Raw genomic sequence first — 17,565 nt, 5'->3', positions numbered from 1 at the left:
CGTTGTGGGGTGGGACGAACAAATCTCAAATGGTTGCTGCGTCGAGCACGAGCTCGCCCGAAGCGATCTCGCGCACGGTTTCGACGAGCAGCGGGCGCTCCAGCTGCTTGATGCGCTCGTGCAGATCGGCCTCGGCCTCATCTGCCGCGATCTCCACGCGTGCCTGGCGCAGTACGGGCCCCGTGTCGACGCCCTCGTCGATGATGTGCACGGTCACGCCGGTCTCAGTCGCGCCCGCGGCGAGCGCGTCGCGCACCGCGTGCGCACCGGGATAGAGCGGCAGCAGGGCGGGATGCGTGTTGATGAGGTTGGGTGAGAACTCGCGCACGAACCCGCCGGGCAGGATCCGCATGAGGCCGGCACTCACGACTAGTCCCGGCTCGGGACCGGTGCCCACGCCGTGCTCCTGAATCGCGGCGGCCAGAACCTGTCCCCACTCCTCACGGCTGCCGTAGTCGCGCGGGCGCACGACAAAGGTGGGGATTCCCGCCGCGGTCGCGTGGGCGAGTCCGGGGGCTTCGGTGTCGGCGCCCACGCACACGATGCGCGCCGGAAACCCGGGCTGCTCGGTCGCGTCGATGAGCGCCTTCAGGTTGCTACCGCCGCCAGAGATCAAAACCGCAAGTTTCAGCACCCGACTAGTCTACCCGCCGCTCGGGCGGCTCCCCGCGCCCCGTCTCACCACTGTCACTCGCGATGATCCGTTCGGCGATGAGCCATGGCCGGGTCCGGGCATACAGCGCGTCCTCCTGGTCGGCCCAGCGCTGCCAGTGCGGCGCGTAGGTCTCGCCGTCTCGGGCGAGCGCGCGGGCCTGGCGCTCGGGCACCGGGCACTCGAGCCAGAGCGTGAGCACGCGGGCCGCGGGCCCCGCAAACCGCTGTGCCGCACCGAGCGCCTCCGCGGTCAGCGCCCCGCAGCCCTCGATAATGAGCGGCAGCTCGGGCCCTATGGTCACGCGCTCCCCAAACTCCCCGGCGATCCAGTCGTAGCGGCGGTACTCCCGGCGCTCCAGCACAGACGCGAGCGCGCGCGAGCCGGCCGCGAGGCCGTCCCACCCCGGGTACAGATCCTCGACGTGCAGCACCTGCGGGTCGAGTTCGGCGAGTCGCGCGGCTACCGTGGCCTGGCGCGCGAGTGATGTCTTTCCTGATCCGGATCGCCCGTCGATGATCAGCACGTCGTAGTCTGCCGGGCCGGGCAGTGCGTGGTTTGCGTGTTCCCGCATCAAAAGGCCGCTACTTGGTCGGGGCGGAACCGCTCGGCGAGCACCATCGCGGTCGCCGTCAGTGTGGCGAGCACGACGGCCGCGGCGAGCCCCGCGCCGTAGCTGCCAGGGGCCTGATGTCCAATCAGCTCCCCGATAACCACCGGCAGCGTCTGCGCGCCCGGGCGCACGAGAAACGAGGTCGCCCCAAACTCGCCGAGCGACGCCGCGAACGCGAATCCGAGCGCCAGGCCCGCGCTGCGCCCCACGAGCGGAAAGTCGATGGCGCACAAGACCGCTCCGGGGCCAGCCCCCAGCACGGCGGCGGCGTACCGCAGCTCGGGGTCGATCCCGCGCAGCACCGGCAGCATCGTGCGTACCACCAGGGGCAGGGCAACGAGCGCCTGCGCGATCGGGATCAGCACTACCGAGGTGCGCAGGTCGAAACCGATGCCGAGGGGCCGGTGCATGGTGATGAGGAGTCCAAATCCGAGCGTCACCGCCGAAACACCGAGCGGCAGCATAACGAGGGCGTCGAACAGCGAGATGCCCCGTCTCAGCACGGGCGACGTGGGTCTGCGCGACAGCACGAGCGATACGAGCGTGCCGAGCACCATCGCGAGCGCGGCTGCAACGAGGGCGATCCGGATCGAGAGCCACGCGGCGTCGAGCACAGTGCCCTGAATCGGCGAGTCTGCCGGGGGCACCATTAGTGCCAGGTAGTTCGCGAGGGTCCAGCTGCCGTCGGGGTCGCGCAGCGAATGCGCCACGAGCGTCGCAATGGGCAGCGCGTGGAGCAGCAGCGCCGTCACCGCAAACACCGCGATAGCCGGGACGTCTGCCAGACGGGGCCGCTTGCCGCGCTCGTCCTCGCGCACGATGTTGGTGGCGCGCTCGCTCCGCCGGCGCAGCCAAGCGGACACCGCAAGGGCGGCACCCACGATCGCGAATTGAGCGAGGGACAGCACGGCGGCCCCGCGCAGGTCGAGGAACTGGACGGTGAGCCGGTAGATCTCGGTTTCGACGTTCGAGAACTCGCGGCCGCCCAGCACGAGGACGATCGCGAACGAAGTCGCGCTGAAGAGGAACACGAGCGAGGCCGCCGAGGCGAGCGATGGCCCGAGCGCGGGCAGCGTCGTCGAGACCCAGGCCCGCACCCGCCCCGCACCCAGCACGCGCGCAGCCGCTTCAGAGCTGTCGTCGAGCCGCGCCCAAAAGCCGCCTACAGTGCGAGCGACGACCGGCACGTTAAAGAAGGTCATGGCTGCGATGATCACAGTGAGGGAGCGGTCCAGCCCCGTCCAGGCGAGGGGGCCGCCCGGGCCGACGAGCGCAGTGAAGGCGACGCCCACCACGACCGTCGGCAACACGAACGGCACCGTCATGAGCGCGCGGGCGATGCCCCTGCCGCGAAAATCGAGCCGGTACAACACATACGCGGCGGGCAGCCCCAGAGCGAGCGATGCGATTGTGGTGAGCACGGCCTGCACGAGGGTTTGCGATATGACCCGCCAAGTGCGGGCAGAACCGAATACCTCGCCCACACCGCTCGCGTCGAAGTGCCCGTCAGTCAGAAACCCGGTGGCGACAAGCGAGAGCACCGGCCACAGGAAGAAGAGCGTGAGAAATACGAGTGGAACGCCTGCGGCGACGCTCCACCCGATTGCTTGCCTGCGAGTGCGGGTGAACAGCGGTTACAGTCCGATCTCGTCGCCGAGGGTGCGCAGCCAGGTCTCGCGCCCCTGCTCGATCTTCACCGCGCTCAGGTCGTGTGCTTGCTCGGCGGTCGGCTCGGGGGCGAACGTCGCCCACGCCTCGGGCAGCGCTACCGTTTCGTCCACGGGGTTCATATACATCGCTTCGGGCACCGTGGCCTGAAACTCGTTCGACACGAGGTAGTCGACAACGGCGCGGGCCCCCTCGGGGTTCGCCGCCCCCGTCAGCACGCCCGCGTACTCCGCCTGTCGGGTGCAGGTGTCGAGTAGCGCCTTCGTGGAACTCGCGTCGCCGGACTCGTTGACCGTGAACGCGGGCGAGGAGGCGTAGGAGACAACAATTGGCTTCTCCCCCGACTCGCCTCCCTGCGTGAACTGGCCGTAGTAGGCGTCGCTCCAGCCCTGCTCGATGCGCGCGCCGTTGTCGAGCAGATCCTTCCAGTACCCGACGTATCCGTCCTCACCAAACGCAGCGACAGTGCCCACCAGGAAGGAGGCTCCCGTCGAGGATGCGGTCGGGTCGAGCAGCACCGTCTGATCGCGGTACTCGGGCTTCGTGAGGTCGGCGTAGCTGGTGGGCTCGGCGAGGTCGCGCTCGGCGAACCAGCCGGTGTCGATGTTGACGCAGGTCGCGCCGAAGTCGACGGGAACGAGCCCGGTGTCGGCCACCCGAGCGGCCTTCGCGTCGCCGCTGGCCGCAACCGCAAACGATTCGGCGCCCGCGGGCAACTCCTCAGGAGCATAGGCTTCGACGGCACCGCTGTCGATCAGTCGTGAGGCGAAGATGGTGTCGACGCCGAAGAACGCGTCGGCAATCGGAGCGCCCTGAGTGAGCACGAGCTTGTTGGTGAGCTCGCCGCCGTCACCGGCCGAGATAACTTCGACGTCGTACCCCGTCGCAGCGCTCGCAGCGGCCGCGAACTCCTCGTTGGGAAACGAGCTGTGTACGACGAGCGTCACGCTCTTCGCGTCGCCGCCCGCGGGCTGCGACCCGGCCTGGGCGTCGCCGCCCGCGGCGCAACCGCTGAGCGCGGCCACGGCGAGCGCAAGCGCACCGATCCTGCGCATGCGCGAGCCTCGCGAGCCGGACGTGGGTGAAATGGCAGGCTTCATGAAAGAGTCCTTCCTCCGCTGGTATGAACCAGATCAGGTTGAACGGTCAGAGCTCGCGTGCTCCCTCTCAGCCCCGCGCGTCGGGACTCCCGTGGATGTCGGCTCTAGCCTAGCTCTTATCGCGACGCCCGCGCCAGCCGGGCAGGTGGAACTTCCCCTGCACCTTGCCCGCGCCGCCTTCCAGGCCTGAGACCCCGGTATCACCGGGCGACGTTGTGCTCTCTCCTTGGTCCCAGGCAAAGGCACGCGCAATGGCCTCGGCATCCTCAAGTTCTTGGGCGTCCGTGTCCGTTGGCTGCTTGGTCGCTGAGGTGAGGTCTGTTGTCTCGGCGGCGTCTGCCTCGGCCACCTCGATATCGAACACTTCGTCGGGCTCGGGCGCTGCTTCGGCGGGTTCCGTAACACCGTGTGCTGCGTCGCCGGGCTCCGAATTGAGATCGATCGCGTATCGCTCGGTCTCGTACGGGTCGCCCTCGAGCGCTCCCGTATCGGCGCGGGAATCAATCTCAGGGAGCGAATCGGGCGCGCTATCAGCAGGAGTCTCGGTATCGAGCGCGGGCTCATGCAACACCGACGCAAACAGGTCGATGACGGGGGCCGTATCCTGCTCGCTCGCGTCGGTCAGGTCGTCCCGTACCCGCGACAGATCGACGGTCTCGGCGTCTTCAGGGCGAACGTTTGCCGCCGCGCGCGCCTTTGTGGTCGCGCGTTCGGCACTCCACCTGGCGATGGGTTCGGGCAGCGGAATCGCGGCCGACAGCCGTGAATAGTCGAGGCGCACTGCCGTGATGCCCAGCAGCAGGCCAGTGGCGCACTCCGCCGACACCCACGCGCCCACGAGCCAGGGATCGGGGCCGAGCGCCGCCATGCGGCCCGGGCCCAAGGATCCGGATCCCAGCACGCACAACCCCGCGAACGCGAGCCCGGTGACGACGGCAGCAATCATGGGCAGGGTGAGGGCGGTGGCCCACGATCCACGGCGCAGCTCCGAATTGCGGGTCAGCAGCAGCCCCACCGCGAGGGTCACGAGCACCACGAGGACCGGTGCCACCGCGCCGAGGCTTCCCCAGTCAGCGGGCAGCGCTCCAAACAGTGGCAGCGACGGCAGCGCGGTCGCAGAATCGGCAAACGGAGAAAACTCGCCGCCGGCCGAAAAGCCAGCGCCGCTGAGCCAGGCAAGCGCCCAGATCACGCCGGTAGGCAGCATGGCGAGCTCCGTGAGAAACAGCAGCAGAGACCCCAGCGGGTCGAGCTGAAGTGCCTGCGCGAGGGCGATGACGTCTGCAAAGCCCGCGGCGAGTGCCACGGTGAGCGCCACGGCAGCGAGCCCCACCATGCCGGCGAGCGAGCCCACCACCAAGCGTGTGGTCTGTGCCGCGCGCGCGGGGAAGGCGGCGATGCCACCATGCACGCCGAGGTACTCCAGCCCGCGCTGCATGCCGCGGACCGTGACCAGCCACCAGTGTGACCCGGCCATTGCGGCACTGACCGTATACGCGACCGCCGCGGCTGCCAGATACACGAGCGTTGCCATCCCCACAGCACCCCAGACAGGCCAGCCGATGAAGGGGTCTGCGACGCTGGCCGCGCCCAACGCTACGGCGGCGAATCCGAGGGCGCCACCGATCAGGCCGGCTGATCCGATCCCGCCTCGACGGCTCAACCGCGCACCCGCCCGCACCGCAAACATCACCGAGATGAGCGTCACCGCGAGCGGTGCCAGCGAGAGGGAGAACGTCAGCGCCTCTGAGCCGAGGCCCATCGTGAGCATCGCCTCCTGCGGCAGCGAGAACTGCATCGGCACGAAATGCGCGAGCAGCCACACGCCTGCCGCAGCTGCTGCCACGACCTCGGGCTCAGCCGCAATGCTAAACGTAACGACCCACAGCAACACCGCAGGGATCGCAATAACTGCGAGTCCCGCCACGGCGGCCGCGCATCCCTCAATCGCCGCGACCACGGCCGTCACTATCGCTCTCATTGCTTCAGAAGCTTACTCTGCGCGACGGGTGATATTGCTGCGCACGTGCTACAAGGCGCGGCTCACTGCGCGATGTGTTTTGAAGAGCGCCGCCGCCGTGCCCTCGGGCGAACGCCCGAACCCACATTCGGTGGCCACGCCAAACTCGCGGGAGACGTGAGCCTGCGCGGCCGCGATTCGACGTGTTGCACCTTCAAGCCCGTCTTCGCGGTGCACGAGACCGAGGTAAAGCTCGGTAGTGGCGTCGATGTCCAACGCCGCGAGCGGGGCAAAGTAGGCGGCATCGTCGCGCTCGATGGGCACCGGCAGGTGGAGCCAGGTGATGGGGCGCTCGGTCACCTCAGCGACACGGTTGGCAAAGCGAGTCAGGTTTTCGGCATCGGCCGGTTCAACGAAGTGCTTCTCGGCGACGTCTCCGTAACAGAGGTGGACTCCCACCTCGACATCGCCGGGGACCCGGTCGATCTGGCGTGCAAGCCGCGCGGTCGTGCCCGCCCAGACATCGTCGAACCACTCGTAGCGGTTGCCGCCACGCTCGGCGTAGGCGGAGCCCTCGATCATTGCGAACTCGAGTGCGGCATCCCACTGGATGGCGAGTTTGTCGTGCGGAATCGCGGCAAGGATCTGGTCGAGTTCGGCGGCGAGCGCGGCCTCGTAGACGGGCTCAAACGCTTCCCGGTCCGCGGCATGCACGAAGCTGCCGACCACGCCGAGCGGGGTGGGAAGCGAGACCTGAAAACGGGTGCCTTCAGCGACTACGCCGTCGCCCTGCAATCGAGCAAATGTCTGCCACGATTCGATCGCCGCGTCGGCGTAGCCCAGCGGCGCGAGGGTGAGGTCGGTCGCGCTGACGCCGTCTGCGATTCGCACTGCACGGAGGTCGAGCATGCGCAGCGGGATCGGGGTTTCACCCACACGTTCGATGCCCTCGGTCTGAGCAATGCGGCCCGGCTGAAACGCGATCCAATGGAAGCGCTCGCCTACCTCCCCGTCGGGGATGCGTTTCACGTGCGTTCCCAGGTGCTCTGCCACCGTGCGCATGGTGGTTTCAGCGTCATCGAAGTTGATGCTGCCGACGAGGTGGGCACCACGAGGGGCCTGTGCGGAAAGCGTTGTCGGGGCTACGGGCTGTGACATGGAGGTCTCCTGGACTGGCAGAGTGAGGTTGCCCCAGTATCCCGCGCCGGCCGTCGCCCCTCGTGTTCCGTTACCCCGTGTGACGCGGGTGCCAGAAACAGCGAAGCGGCCGGGGTCTCCCCCGGCCGCTTCGTCCACACGGTGCTGGTTAGAGTGCCGCGTAGGCCTGGCGCAGCAGGTCGGCGGTCTCGGTGGGCGTCTTGCCCACCTTTACGCCGGCGGCCTCGAGGGCCTCCTTCTTCGCCTGTGCGGTGCCCGCTGAGCCCGAGACGATGGCGCCTGCGTGGCCCATGGTCTTGCCTTCGGGGGCAGTGAAGCCAGCAACGTAGCCTACGACGGGCTTCGTGACGTTGTGCTTGATGTATTCGGCCGCGCGCTCCTCAGCGTCGCCACCGATCTCACCGATCATCACGATCGCCTTGGTCTCGGGGTCAGCCTCGAACGCGGCGAGCGCATCGATGTGCGTGGTGCCGATGACGGGGTCGCCGCCGATGCCGATGGCGGTTGAGAACCCAAGATCACGCAGCTCGTACATCATCTGGTACGTGAGCGTGCCCGACTTCGATACGAGGCCGATGGGGCCCTTGCCGGTGATGGTCGCGGGCGTAATGCCAGCGAGTGCCTCACCGGGCGTGATGATGCCGGGGCAGTTGGGGCCGATGATGCGGGTGTTGCCACCCGTCGCCTTGGCGTGTGCCCACAGCTCAGCAGAGTCCTTGACGGGAACACCCTCGGTGATGATCACGAGCAGGCCGATGCCAGCGTCGATTGCCTCAACTGCTGCGTCCTTGGTGAACGCGGGTGGCACGAACGCGACCGACACATCTGCGCCAGTCTGCGCCATAGCTTCTTCAACCGAGGCGAAGACGGGCAGCTCAACCTCAGCGCCCGATGCATCAGTGTGAGTCACGGTCGTGCCCGCCTTGCGAGCGTTCACGCCGCCCACGACCTGGGTGCCGGCCGCGAGCATGCGTGCGGTGTGCTTGGTGCCCTCGCCGCCGGTGATGCCCTGGACGATGACCTTGGAATCCTTGTTCAGGAAAATAGACATTCTCTCAAGTTCCTTTATCTGCGTGCGCGGGCTATCGGGCGTTGGCGAGCTCGGCAGCCTTGTCGGCGCCCTCGTCCATCGTCGCGGCCTGAACAACGAGCGGGTGTGCAGCTTCGTTGAGGATCCGGCGACCCTCTTCAACGTTGTTGCCGTCGAGGCGCACCACGAGCGGCTTGTTCGCTGCGTCGCCGAGCTTCTCGAGCGCGCCGACAATACCGTTTGCGACAGCGTCGCAGGCGGTGATACCGCCGAACACGTTCACGAAGACCGACTTCACCTGGGGGTCACCGAGAATGACGTCGAGGCCAGCGGCCATCACCTCAGCCGAGGCGCCGCCGCCGATGTCGAGGAAGTTGGCGGGCTTCACGTTGCCGTGGTTTTCGCCCGCGTAGGCGACTACGTCGAGCGTCGACATGACGAGACCCGCACCGTTACCGATGACACCGACTTCACCGTTGAGCTTGACGTAGTTGAGGTCCTGCGCCTTGGCCTTGGCCTCGAGCGGATCCTCGGCGGCCTTGTCCTCAAGGCCTGCGTGCTCGGGCTGACGGAAGTCAGCGTTCTCATCGAGCGAGACCTTGCCGTCGAGCGCAACAACGTCGCCTGCGCCGGTCAACACGAGCGGGTTCACCTCGACGAGCGTGGCGTCTTCGCCGACGTACACCTCGTAGAGCTTCTGGAACACGGGCACAACCTTGGCCACAAGCTCCTCGGGGAAGCGAGCCGCGCGGGCAATCTCCTCGGCCTTTGCCGCGTCGATTCCCGTGATCGGATCGACTTCAATGCGCGCGAGCGCCTCGGGGCGCTCCACTGCGAGCTCCTCGATCTCCATGCCGCCCTCAACGGAGCACAGCGAGAGGTACGAGCGGTTTGCTCGGTCAAGCAGCACTGAGAAGTAGTACTCCTCCTTGATATCGGCTCCCGCGGCGACCATGACCCGGTTAACGATGTGACCCTTGATGTCGAGCCCGAGAATGTTCTGCGCTGCTGCAAACGCCTCATCAGGGTTCTTTGCGACCTTCACGCCGCCAGCCTTGCCGCGACCACCGGTCTTTACCTGAGCCTTGACGACTACGACGCCGCCAAGCTTCTCCGCTGCGGCGCGCACCTCCTCGGGGGTATCGGCGACGATGCCGGCAAGCACCGGCACCCCGTACCGCTCAAATAGGTCTCGCGCCTGGTACTCGTACAGATCCACGTACTGTCCTTTGCTTGTGATTGCTGGGAAACACGAGGCAGAAAATGTCTCGATGTCGAGATAAGTCGACCAATTCACGAGTCTAGCACCGCAACCGTAACGGGAAATCTCGCCCTGCTGGGCGAGGATCCGGGGCGCTCAGTCCGCTGGTTCCTCCCCCAGGCCTTGCTCAACTTGAGCGTTCTTCCGAGCGCGCGATTTGCGCTGTTCGCACAGTTCGCGCTTCGCAAGGTACAACTCCGCGTCAGCGCGCGCGATGACAGCGGTGAGCGGTTCCCCCGTTGCGAGCTGCACGGCACCCCATGACCAGGCGGCGGCGCCGCTTTGGCGCAGTTCTTGTAGGTCGCGGCTGAGTGACTCAAGGCTGCCGCGACGCAACATGACAAATTCGTCCCCTCCGAAGCGGCCGACAAGTCCATCGCGCCCGCGGCCCCCCGATCCGGCACCCAACAGGGAGCGAAGCCGCTGGGCCTCGGTCAACAACAGAGCGTCGCCCGCCGCGTGCCCGCCCGCATCATTGATTGACTTGAAATCATCGAGGTCCACCACGGCCACGGCGCACTCCCAGTGACGACGACGCACCCGATTCAGCAGAGTTGCCCCCTTGACCATCAACCCGCGCCGGTTGTACACCTCGGTCAGCGGATCTGTCGAAAGCTGCTTCTCAGACTGGGCCTGCACCACACGCGCACCAAAGAAGCAGAACACCGTGATCAGCGCCGCATACCCGACCAGAATGACCGTGGGCGTATCACCCTGTCCGAAATCTCGGTCAGTCGTGAGCGTCAGGCCCAGGCGCGCCATCCCCACCAGCATGCACGCCACCGCTGGCATCCACGGGAAGAACCAACCGAGATACAGTGCGATCGTGGGCAGCTGCAGCAGCACATTGATTTCTGCGTGAACGTGCCCCGCTACGGCAAAGAGGTACCCAGACCATAGTTCTGTCGTCAACACCATCACGAGGCCCGCCCAGCGCGGAAACCGACGCCCGAGCAGCAGCGGCAGCAGCGCCATCAGGGTATAGAGCGCCAACCACGCAAAGGTAAGGTCGGCGAGCATTGTGGAGTGCCGAAAGAGAAGGTCGGTCACAAACACCACAAGGAGCAGCGCAGGCAGCATGCTGCTCATGATGGAGAACTGGCTCTGCCGATTCTTCCAACGCACAATCCAGGCGGGAACCCGTAGGCGCGCTCTGGTGCCGGATCCCTCGCCCGCACGCAGCTCGTTACCCGACATACCGCCGACCCGTCTTTCGCTTCACCTTGTACAGCTCGGCGTCAGCGCGATTCAAGAGGTGCTCTGCTGACTCCCCCGTTCGCGCTACGGTTACCCCGCTCGACCACGCGAACGGTGAGGCTGCGCGAAGCCGATCATCAATCTCACGCGCGCTGCGCAGTGTGGCCCCGGGCAACGCGATTACGAACTCGCCGCCGCCCAGACGTCCGATAATGTCCTCCGAACGCAGCAGCTGCCTCCACTGGTGAGTCGTCTCTTGCAGGACCCGATCGCCCGCGGCATGCCCCTGGGTGTCATTGATCTGCTTCAGGCCGTCGAAGTCCACCGCAATCACGCTGACGCGGTTCGCCCCGCGGGAGCGCATGCGCGCTTCAAGATCCGAGAGGAAGGCCGCACGTGTACGCACCCCGGTAAGTAGATCTGTGCTGGCCGCGCGCGCATTTCGGTGCCACAAAAATGATCCGGCAAAAAAACAGAAGAGCAGCACCAGAAGTCCGTGCACAGCAATGGGCGGCCCCAGCTTCCCTTCGGGAAAAAACAGTGGATTGAAGGCCATCACCGCGCCAAAGAACAGCGTCCCTAGCCCGATCAGCGGAATCGCCCACCGTGGCCGAATAAACCAACCCAGGTAGAACGCGACGAGGGGGAACTCCTGCACCGAGGACAGTACCGATTGGGCGTCGTCTGCGAGGCTCAAGAAATAGCACTGTGCGGTCAGGAACACCGCGACCCCTACGAGTCCCACGGCAACTGGTAGTTGAGCTCCCCAAATGAAGACCAGGCACGCACCGCCCACGCACACGACCAGGAGCAGCCAGAGAAGCCATCTGTTACTCATGTCGCGATGAAACACGAGGTCGATTACGAGGGTGAGACCGAGCAAGATCTGCACGACTGTGAGATACCAGGAGTGGGCATTCTGTCTCAGCACGGCTCGTCGAAGTCCCATGTTCCTGTCACCTCCCCACGCGACACTGCATGTACCCTGTCTCACGTTCAGCGTACACAGCGCTCATGAAAACACACATGTTGTCCAAAAGAGCGCACCAGCCAATGAAACTCCCGGACACCCCCATTTACGTCGCGGCTTCACAGCGTTTACTACTAGTGTTGGTGGCGCCGTCGCCACAATTAGGGTGCGATATCTCGCACCAATCCAATCGACTCATGGTGGCGGCTGGAGAAGACAACCGTGAACACCACTGTGGATCAGAAACCGGAAGGCTTGCGCGCTAGGAAGCGCCGCGCCACCGAGAACGCCATTGAAACGTCAGCTGTGAAGTTGGCCCTTGAGCATGGCGTTGAAAACGTCACTGTTGAAGCAATCTGCGAGATGGCTGATATTTCTCGAAGCACATTCTTCAATTACTTTCCGGCACGAGACTATGCAATCGTCGGCCGCGCAATCAGCATTCCCGAGGGCTCAGAAGCATTCTCAATTCTGGACACCGCTCCCAAGAACCTTCCCCTGGGGCTCTACCGACTGCTGTTTGCTGCGATCGGTCATCGGAACGTCAACACTGAAGTTGCCCGACTTCGCATGCAGCTCCTCGCTGAGCAGCCTGAAGCGGCCCGCATGTCGCAGATCTCGATGCTAGAGACCTCCGGCCCGCTCCTCATGACCACGATGGCATGGCTGCAAGCGCACCCCGAGCACCGCAAGCTGGATGAAATTGGGCGCGAAGCTTGGCTCGCGTCTTCAATTGTGCACTCGATCGTGTCTGCTCAAATGATGGAGTGGGCACAGGGTGCAGGAGACATGGAAACCGACGAGAGCGGGTTCCACGACGTCATCGCAGATTTCCAGGTCATGCTCGACTCAGAAAGCACACCCAGCTAGTTCTGGCTGCAAAGAAGCCCCATCACCCTGTTGAGGGTGATGGGGCTTCTTTGCATTGTCGCCTCGCGCCGCTGCCGCCGCCGCTGCTGCTGCTGCTGCTAGTCGATCTTTTCGATCGGAGCGAGCTTCACGAGCAGCTTGCGCTCCCCCACGCTGTCAAACACCGCGTGCGCGACACGTTTGGTGCCTTCACCGGTGACGCTGGTGACGCGCCCCTCACCGTAGTCGTCGTGTTTGATCCGGTCGCCCGGCGCAAGCGCGAGGTCGCCGTTGTCGCGAGATCCGAGGGCGATCGTGTTGGGAAACCCACCACCAGTCGCCTGCGCTTCTTTTGCGAGGCGCTTGCGCTCACGCCACTTGTCGAGCGCCGACTGCATGTTTCCGCTGGCGGGTTCGGACACTGCCGCGCTGCCGCTCATGCGGCCGCTCGGGGCCCCACCAAACGACACGTTTGATTCACGGCTACTCGTACGCTGCGCGTACCCGCCGCCCCCGCGCGGGGCGTTGAGCGCCCGTGACTGCGTGCCCCCTCGACTCGTTACCTCGCCGGGTGACTGTCGCCAGTGCACGAGGCCCTCGGGGATCTCCTGCAGAAAGCGCGAGGGCATAGCCGCAGCGATGTCGCCAAACGTGGCACGCGTCGATGCAAGGGTGAGGTAGAGCCGCTCACGAGCGCGGGTAATTCCCACGTACATGAGTCGCCGCTCCTCGTTAACCCCGCCGGTTTCGTCCACCGACATCTGGTGCGGCAGCAGCCCCTCCTCGACGCCCGTGATGAACACGGCCTTGAACTCAAGCCCCTTCGCAGTGTGCATGGTCATGAGCGATACCGTGCCGCTCGTATCGTCGAGGTCGTCGACGGCGGCAACCAGACTGACCTCAGTGAGGAAGGCGATAAGACCGGCGCCGGGCTGCTTGACATCAAACTCACGAGCTACCGCAATGAGTTCTTCGAGGTTTTCTGCGCGAGCGTCATCTTGTGGGTCGCGCTTGGCCCGCAGCTTCTCGATCATCTCAGTCTCGTCGAGGATCAGTTTGATGACATCGCCCACCGGTGCGGGCGTCGCTTCTTCGCCCTCTTGATCGGTCGACCCACCACCAGCCGCCATTCGGGCAGCGCGAGCCAGCAGGTCGGCGAGTTCGAGTACGGAAGCGCGCAGCTTGGGTCCGAGCTGTGGCACCTCGTTCGCGCGGGACATTGCCTCATGGAACGAGAGCCCCTCGGTCTCCTGAAAGTTGGCCAGGTGAGCCTCTGCCATGGGGCCGATGCCCCGCTTGGGTGCCCCCAGCAGCCGCGACCAGGCTATGGGGTCGTAAGGATTTGCGATGCTCGTCAGGTACGCCATCGCGTCCTTAACCTCTGCGCGCTCGTAGAACTTGGTGCCGCCGAGCACACGGTACGGGATGGCCGAGCGAATCAGCAGCTCCTCAAGTGCTCGGGTCTGCGAGTTTGTGCGGTAGAACACGGCGACGTCGCCGTAGGCGAGGCCGGCGCGGTGTAGGTCTTCAATCTCCTCTGCGACGAAGCGGGCCTCGTCGTGCTGCGAGTACCCGGTGAAGCCGACGATCTTCTCGCCGGCGCCCGCGGCCGACCACAGATTCTTTTCGAGCCGGTCGAAGTTGTTGCCAATGACTGCATTGGCCGCCGAGAGGATGTTCTGCGTCGAGCGGTAGTTCTGCTCGAGCTTGACCACCTCTGCGCCCACGAAGTCGCGCTCAAACTCGACGATGTTGCGAATATCGGCGCCGCGGAACGCATAGATTGACTGGTCTGAGTCACCCACGACGGTGAGGCTGGCGGGCGGGATCGCGCCCGAGGCGTCAAGCTCTGCCGCGCGAGCAGGCGGCATCAGGTGCGCGACCTGCTCGGGCGCGACCGGGCGCGTCAGCTCACGAATGAGCGAATACTGCGCGTGGTTGGTGTCCTGATACTCGTCAACCAGGATGTGACGGAAGCGCCGCTGATAGACCGCCGCTACGTCGGGGTGGGCCCGAAACAGGTGCACCGTCTGTCCGATCAGGTCGTCGAAGTCGAAGGCGTTCGCCCGCCGCAGCTCTTGCTCGTACATCGTGAAGATCTCGGCAAAGAGCCGGTCGCGCGGGTCGGCGGCGTTCATCGTCGCCCGAAACGCATCAACGTCAGAGAGCTCATTCTTGAGCTTCGAAATCTTGCCCCCGGCATTCGCGGGTGTGAAACCGTAGCTCGCGGCGTCGGTCTCCTTGATAATGCGCTTGAGCAGTGCACGCGAATCGGCGGAGTCGTAAATCGTGAACCCCGAAACGTACCCGAAGCGCTCGGCCTCGCGTCGCAGAATGCGCACGCACGCGGAGTGGAAGGTCGAAACCCACATGCCCTCCGCCGCACCGCCGAGCAAGCCACCAATGCGCTCGCGCATCTCGGCGGCGGCCTTATTGGTGAAGGTGATCGCGAGGATCTGGCTGGGCCAGGCCTCTCGACCCCGGATCAGGTGGGCAATGCGGTGCGTCAGCACGCGAGTCTTACCTGACCCCGCACCCGCGACAATCAGCAGCGCGGGCCCCCGGCTCACCACCGCACGCTCCTGTGAGGGGTTCAGTCCGTCCAGCAGCGGATCGGCGCCGCCGTTGCTCGTTGAATCGCCGATCGGCAGGCCCGAGGGGTCCAGAAGTTCGAAGTCACTCATTGTGCGAACCAGTCTAGGCCTCGCCCCTGACACTGGAGCCGCTAGGGATCAGAGAGAATGGACGGTATGCCCGCTGCAGTTTCCCCCAGACCCACTGTCCTCGTGTTTGCCACCGGTGGCACGATTGGCATGCGCGAGACCGATTCTGGGCTCGCCCCCGATCCGGATTTTCCCGAAATTCTCGAGCAGATCGTCGCGGGCATCTGCGAGCCCCTGGGAGTCGAAGCCCGGGTGAATCATTTGTTACCCGCGATCGACAGTTCGAATGCGGAGGCCGACACTGCGCCGCGCATCGCGCGCGCGATCCGGGCCCGGGTGCGCACGCAGCGACCCCGTGGCGTCGTTATTGCCCATGGCACCGACACGCTCGCGTACACCGCGGCCAGGCTCGCGTTTGAGCTCGCGGATCTGGGCTGCCCCGTCATGGTCACGGGCAGTCAGTTCGCGCACGGCGCGGCAGGCACTGACGCGATCGACAATCTGTCGCTCGCGATCCGGGCGGCGGTGCGGGCTTCCGCAAGCGCACCCGTCTCGATCGCGTTCGGTGGCAAGCTGCTGCCTGCCGTGCGCGCCGAGAAGCATGACACCGCTGGTCTCGAGGCGTTTCGGGCAGAGCGTAAGCTCGCGCCGGGCCCCCGCGGCGTGCCTGCAGGTGATGGGGAGATGCGTCCGCGGTCGGCGCGCGTGTTGACCTTCCGGTTTGTGCCCGGTGTTACGGCGGAGGACGTGCGTTGCGCGACCCTCGGCTCGCCCGATGCGCTCGTTCTTGAGTGCTACGGCAGTGGGAACGCCCCCATGGCGCGCCCCGGCATGCTCGGTACGCTCCGTGAAATTGGGGCACGCATGCCCGTCGTCGCGATCACGCAGTGCACGAGCGGCGGGGTCGACCTGTCGCGGTATGCCGTGGGGCGTGAGCTGGCCGCGGCCGGTGTCATCGATGGGTCCGACCTGACGCCCGAGGCTGCAATCGCGAAGCTGGGCTTTCTGCTCGACCGGGGCGTGAGTGGTGCCGACATGCGCGTACTGATGGAAGCGAACCTTGTCGGGGAGTGCTCGGGGCGCTAGCTCGAAGCGTGGTCGGAGCTGTATAGCGGGGCTCGATTCCATTACTCGCGCAGGTCTTTGTAGGGTGCAAACCTAAACATCAGCCACTTCTTTAGAGGTTCCCGAGAACTTCCCCGCATCCCCACCGAACCGCATATTTACGCCACTTTACGGGGCCTCAATGTCCGACGTCCCTGCTGTACTAGCCTCATGCAACTCCCCTTCGACACCGACAGCCCCTACCGCGGGCACCTGACCGACCTGGTCTCCCGCGCTGTCGATATCGATGCCCGCCTCCGCGCCCTCCAAGCCGAACGCGCCACCCTCTTTGCCGAGGCATCCACCCTCGCCGACCTCGAAGGCACGCGTCCCCTCACCAACCCCGGCGATCTGACTGCGCCTGTCAGCCGCGCGGATCCGTTTGGTCCCGACCAACGCCTCCCCCAAGGTACGACCACCCGTCGTGACCGTGCGCACCGGGTGATCCGGGCCGAGCTCGCCAGCGCCCTCAACATTTCGGCATGGACCATCGCCAGCGATATCTCCCACGCCGTCGACACCCTCACCCACTTCCCCGTTCTTCATGCGGCGCAGGCCCGCGGGGAGATCACCGAGAAGCATGTGCGCAGCGTCGTCGACGCGGGCCGCATCATCGGACACCTCGCCACCGAACAGACCGGCAGCACCCTTATCGACGAGGCCGGAGTCGTGTTGGAAGCGGACGCCGCGGAGGCCGAGATCGCCCGCCGCTACGCCTGCTTCGACACCGAGTTGCTCCCCCATGCGCAGTCGCTTACCCCGGCCCTGTTGGTGCCGGTCGCGAAGCGCCTCGCCGAGAAACTCGCGGGCGCTTCCTTTGACGACCGACACCGCATCGCCCGCCGCGACCGCCACGTCTCCTTGACCGAACTCGAGGATGGCATGTGCCAGCTCACCGCCCTCGTCACGAGTCTTGAGGGTCACGCCATCTTTGACCGCCTCACCCAGTACGGCAAACAGCTCCAAACCAGCGACCTCACCGCCAGCACTACCGCCAGCCCCAGCGGGAGCATGGGCACGGACGCCGGTACCTGTGACAGCGGCAGCAATGCTCACTCCACAGACGGTGTGCAAGCCACCGGTATGCGAGCTTTCGGGGTGCGAGCTTCCGGGGTGCGAGCTTCCGGGGTGCGAGCTTCCGATATGACTGGCACGGCTATGAATGTCAGGATTCCAGCATCAAGCGAGGCTAGTGAAACGAGCAGCGCTACCGGTAGCGTGCGGGGTGTGGTCGGCGAAGCCGCCGCAAATGTCTTCAAACGGCCCTTGGGCGAGGCCCGCGCCGACAGTCTCGTTTCGCTCCTCCTCGAGGGCGAACTCACAGAGCCCTCCGGCAGCTT

Annotated in this window: 13 protein-coding genes, 2 pseudogenes and 1 riboswitch; of the genes and pseudogenes, 4 read left to right on the top strand and 11 right to left on the bottom strand. The window is 65.6% G+C overall.

Annotated features, from left to right (window positions below):
* Positions 1-25: 25 nt before the first annotated feature.
* The 10 genes from purN to C795_RS0109030 all read right to left on the bottom strand — a co-directional run bounded on the left by purN (position 26) and on the right by C795_RS0109030 (position 11,588).
* Positions 26-634 carry a phosphoribosylglycinamide formyltransferase gene (purN, locus tag C795_RS0109075; RefSeq protein ID WP_017793438.1) on the bottom strand — a complete coding sequence of 203 codons (609 nt, stop codon included), beginning with the start codon at positions 632-634 and terminating at the stop codon, positions 26-28.
* Between the two features lie 4 nt (positions 635-638).
* The gene (locus C795_RS0109070) at positions 639-1,226 is read right to left on the bottom strand and encodes a nucleoside/nucleotide kinase family protein (protein ID WP_017793437.1); all 588 of its coding nucleotides are present in this window, start codon (positions 1,224-1,226) and stop codon (positions 639-641) included.
* The gene (locus tag C795_RS15685; protein ID WP_017793436.1) at positions 1,226-2,806 is read right to left on the bottom strand and encodes an ABC transporter permease; all 1,581 of its coding nucleotides are present in this window, start codon (positions 2,804-2,806) and stop codon (positions 1,226-1,228) included. The genes C795_RS0109070 and C795_RS15685 overlap by 1 nt, the downstream gene beginning before the upstream one ends.
* A gap of 93 nt (positions 2,807-2,899) precedes the next feature.
* A complete protein-coding gene (locus tag C795_RS0109060; protein WP_017793435.1) occupies positions 2,900-4,033 on the bottom strand; it encodes a thiamine ABC transporter substrate-binding protein in 1,134 nt (377 codons plus the stop codon).
* Positions 4,027-4,136, bottom strand: a riboswitch (TPP riboswitch). It overlaps the preceding gene by 7 nt.
* Positions 4,137-4,142: 6 nt before the next feature.
* Entirely contained in the window at positions 4,143-6,014 is a 1,872-nt protein-coding gene (locus C795_RS0109055; RefSeq protein ID WP_157487052.1) for a cell division protein PerM, read from the bottom strand.
* Positions 6,015-6,062: 48 nt separating this feature from the next.
* Positions 6,063-7,151, bottom strand: coding sequence for a hypothetical protein (locus tag C795_RS0109050; protein ID WP_017793433.1), 1,089 nt, complete (start codon positions 7,149-7,151; stop codon positions 6,063-6,065).
* Positions 7,152-7,299: 148 nt separating this feature from the next.
* Entirely contained in the window at positions 7,300-8,202 is a 903-nt protein-coding gene (gene sucD / locus C795_RS0109045) for a succinate--CoA ligase subunit alpha (protein WP_017793432.1), read from the bottom strand.
* A 31-nt stretch (positions 8,203-8,233) separates the two neighbouring features.
* Positions 8,234-9,400 carry an ADP-forming succinate--CoA ligase subunit beta gene (sucC, locus tag C795_RS0109040; RefSeq protein WP_017793431.1) on the bottom strand — a complete coding sequence of 389 codons (1,167 nt, stop codon included), beginning with the start codon at positions 9,398-9,400 and terminating at the stop codon, positions 8,234-8,236.
* Positions 9,401-9,538: 138 nt separating this feature from the next.
* A complete protein-coding gene (locus tag C795_RS15680; protein ID WP_017793430.1) occupies positions 9,539-10,639 on the bottom strand; it encodes a GGDEF domain-containing protein in 1,101 nt (366 codons plus the stop codon).
* Positions 10,629-11,588, bottom strand: a complete 960-nt coding sequence (locus tag C795_RS0109030; protein ID WP_026139566.1) for a GGDEF domain-containing protein — start codon at positions 11,586-11,588, stop codon at positions 10,629-10,631. The genes C795_RS15680 and C795_RS0109030 overlap by 11 nt, the downstream gene beginning before the upstream one ends.
* A gap of 243 nt (positions 11,589-11,831) precedes the next feature.
* Between C795_RS0109030 and C795_RS0109025 the strand changes: the two genes are divergently transcribed.
* Positions 11,832-12,479, top strand: a complete 648-nt coding sequence (locus C795_RS0109025; protein WP_017793428.1) for a TetR family transcriptional regulator — start codon at positions 11,832-11,834, stop codon at positions 12,477-12,479.
* Positions 12,480-12,577: 98 nt separating this feature from the next.
* On the opposite strand, the gene C795_RS0109020 is transcribed toward C795_RS0109025, so the two are convergent.
* Positions 12,578-15,142 carry an ATP-dependent helicase gene (locus C795_RS0109020; RefSeq protein WP_017793427.1) on the bottom strand — a complete coding sequence of 855 codons (2,565 nt, stop codon included), beginning with the start codon at positions 15,140-15,142 and terminating at the stop codon, positions 12,578-12,580.
* Positions 15,143-15,208: 66 nt separating this feature from the next.
* On the opposite strand from C795_RS0109020, the gene C795_RS0109015 reads away from it, so the two are divergent.
* The 3 genes and pseudogenes from C795_RS0109015 to C795_RS17855 form a co-directional block, all read left to right on the top strand.
* Entirely contained in the window at positions 15,209-16,207 is a 999-nt protein-coding gene (locus C795_RS0109015) for an asparaginase domain-containing protein (protein ID WP_157487051.1), read from the top strand.
* 189 nt (positions 16,208-16,396) lie between these two features.
* Positions 16,397-17,203: pseudogene (locus C795_RS0109005) on the top strand (DUF222 domain-containing protein); the annotation flags it as partial.
* A gap of 131 nt (positions 17,204-17,334) precedes the next feature.
* Positions 17,335-17,418: pseudogene (locus C795_RS17855) on the top strand (hypothetical protein); the annotation flags it as partial.
* Positions 17,419-17,565 lie beyond the last annotated feature (147 nt).

This window comes from Leucobacter salsicius M1-8 (genome assembly GCF_000350525.1).
Lineage (GTDB): Bacteria > Actinomycetota > Actinomycetes > Actinomycetales > Microbacteriaceae > Leucobacter > Leucobacter salsicius.
Note: the sequence above shows the minus strand (reverse complement) of the source record. Positions and strands in the feature narration are given on the sequence as shown.

Excerpts from the sequence above, each read along its gene's own strand:
- C795_RS0109070 (WP_017793437.1), bottom strand. The coding sequence starts at position 1,226 with ATGCGGGAACACGCAAACCACGCACTGCCCGGCCCGGCAGACTACGAC.
- C795_RS0109060 (WP_017793435.1), bottom strand. The coding sequence starts at position 4,033 with ATGAAGCCTGCCATTTCACCCACGTCCGGCTCGCGAGGCTCGCGCATG.
- C795_RS0109055 (WP_157487052.1), bottom strand. The coding sequence starts at position 6,014 with ATGAGAGCGATAGTGACGGCCGTGGTCGCGGCGATTGAGGGATGCGCG.
- C795_RS0109050 (WP_017793433.1), bottom strand. The coding sequence starts at position 7,151 with ATGTCACAGCCCGTAGCCCCGACAACGCTTTCCGCACAGGCCCCTCGT.
- sucD (WP_017793432.1), bottom strand. The coding sequence starts at position 8,202 with ATGTCTATTTTCCTGAACAAGGATTCCAAGGTCATCGTCCAGGGCATC.
- C795_RS15680 (WP_017793430.1), bottom strand. The coding sequence starts at position 10,639 with ATGTCGGGTAACGAGCTGCGTGCGGGCGAGGGATCCGGCACCAGAGCG.
- C795_RS0109030 (WP_026139566.1), bottom strand. The coding sequence starts at position 11,588 with ATGGGACTTCGACGAGCCGTGCTGAGACAGAATGCCCACTCCTGGTAT.
- C795_RS0109020 (WP_017793427.1), bottom strand. The coding sequence starts at position 15,142 with ATGAGTGACTTCGAACTTCTGGACCCCTCGGGCCTGCCGATCGGCGAT.
- C795_RS0109015 (WP_157487051.1), top strand. The coding sequence starts at position 15,209 with ATGCCCGCTGCAGTTTCCCCCAGACCCACTGTCCTCGTGTTTGCCACC.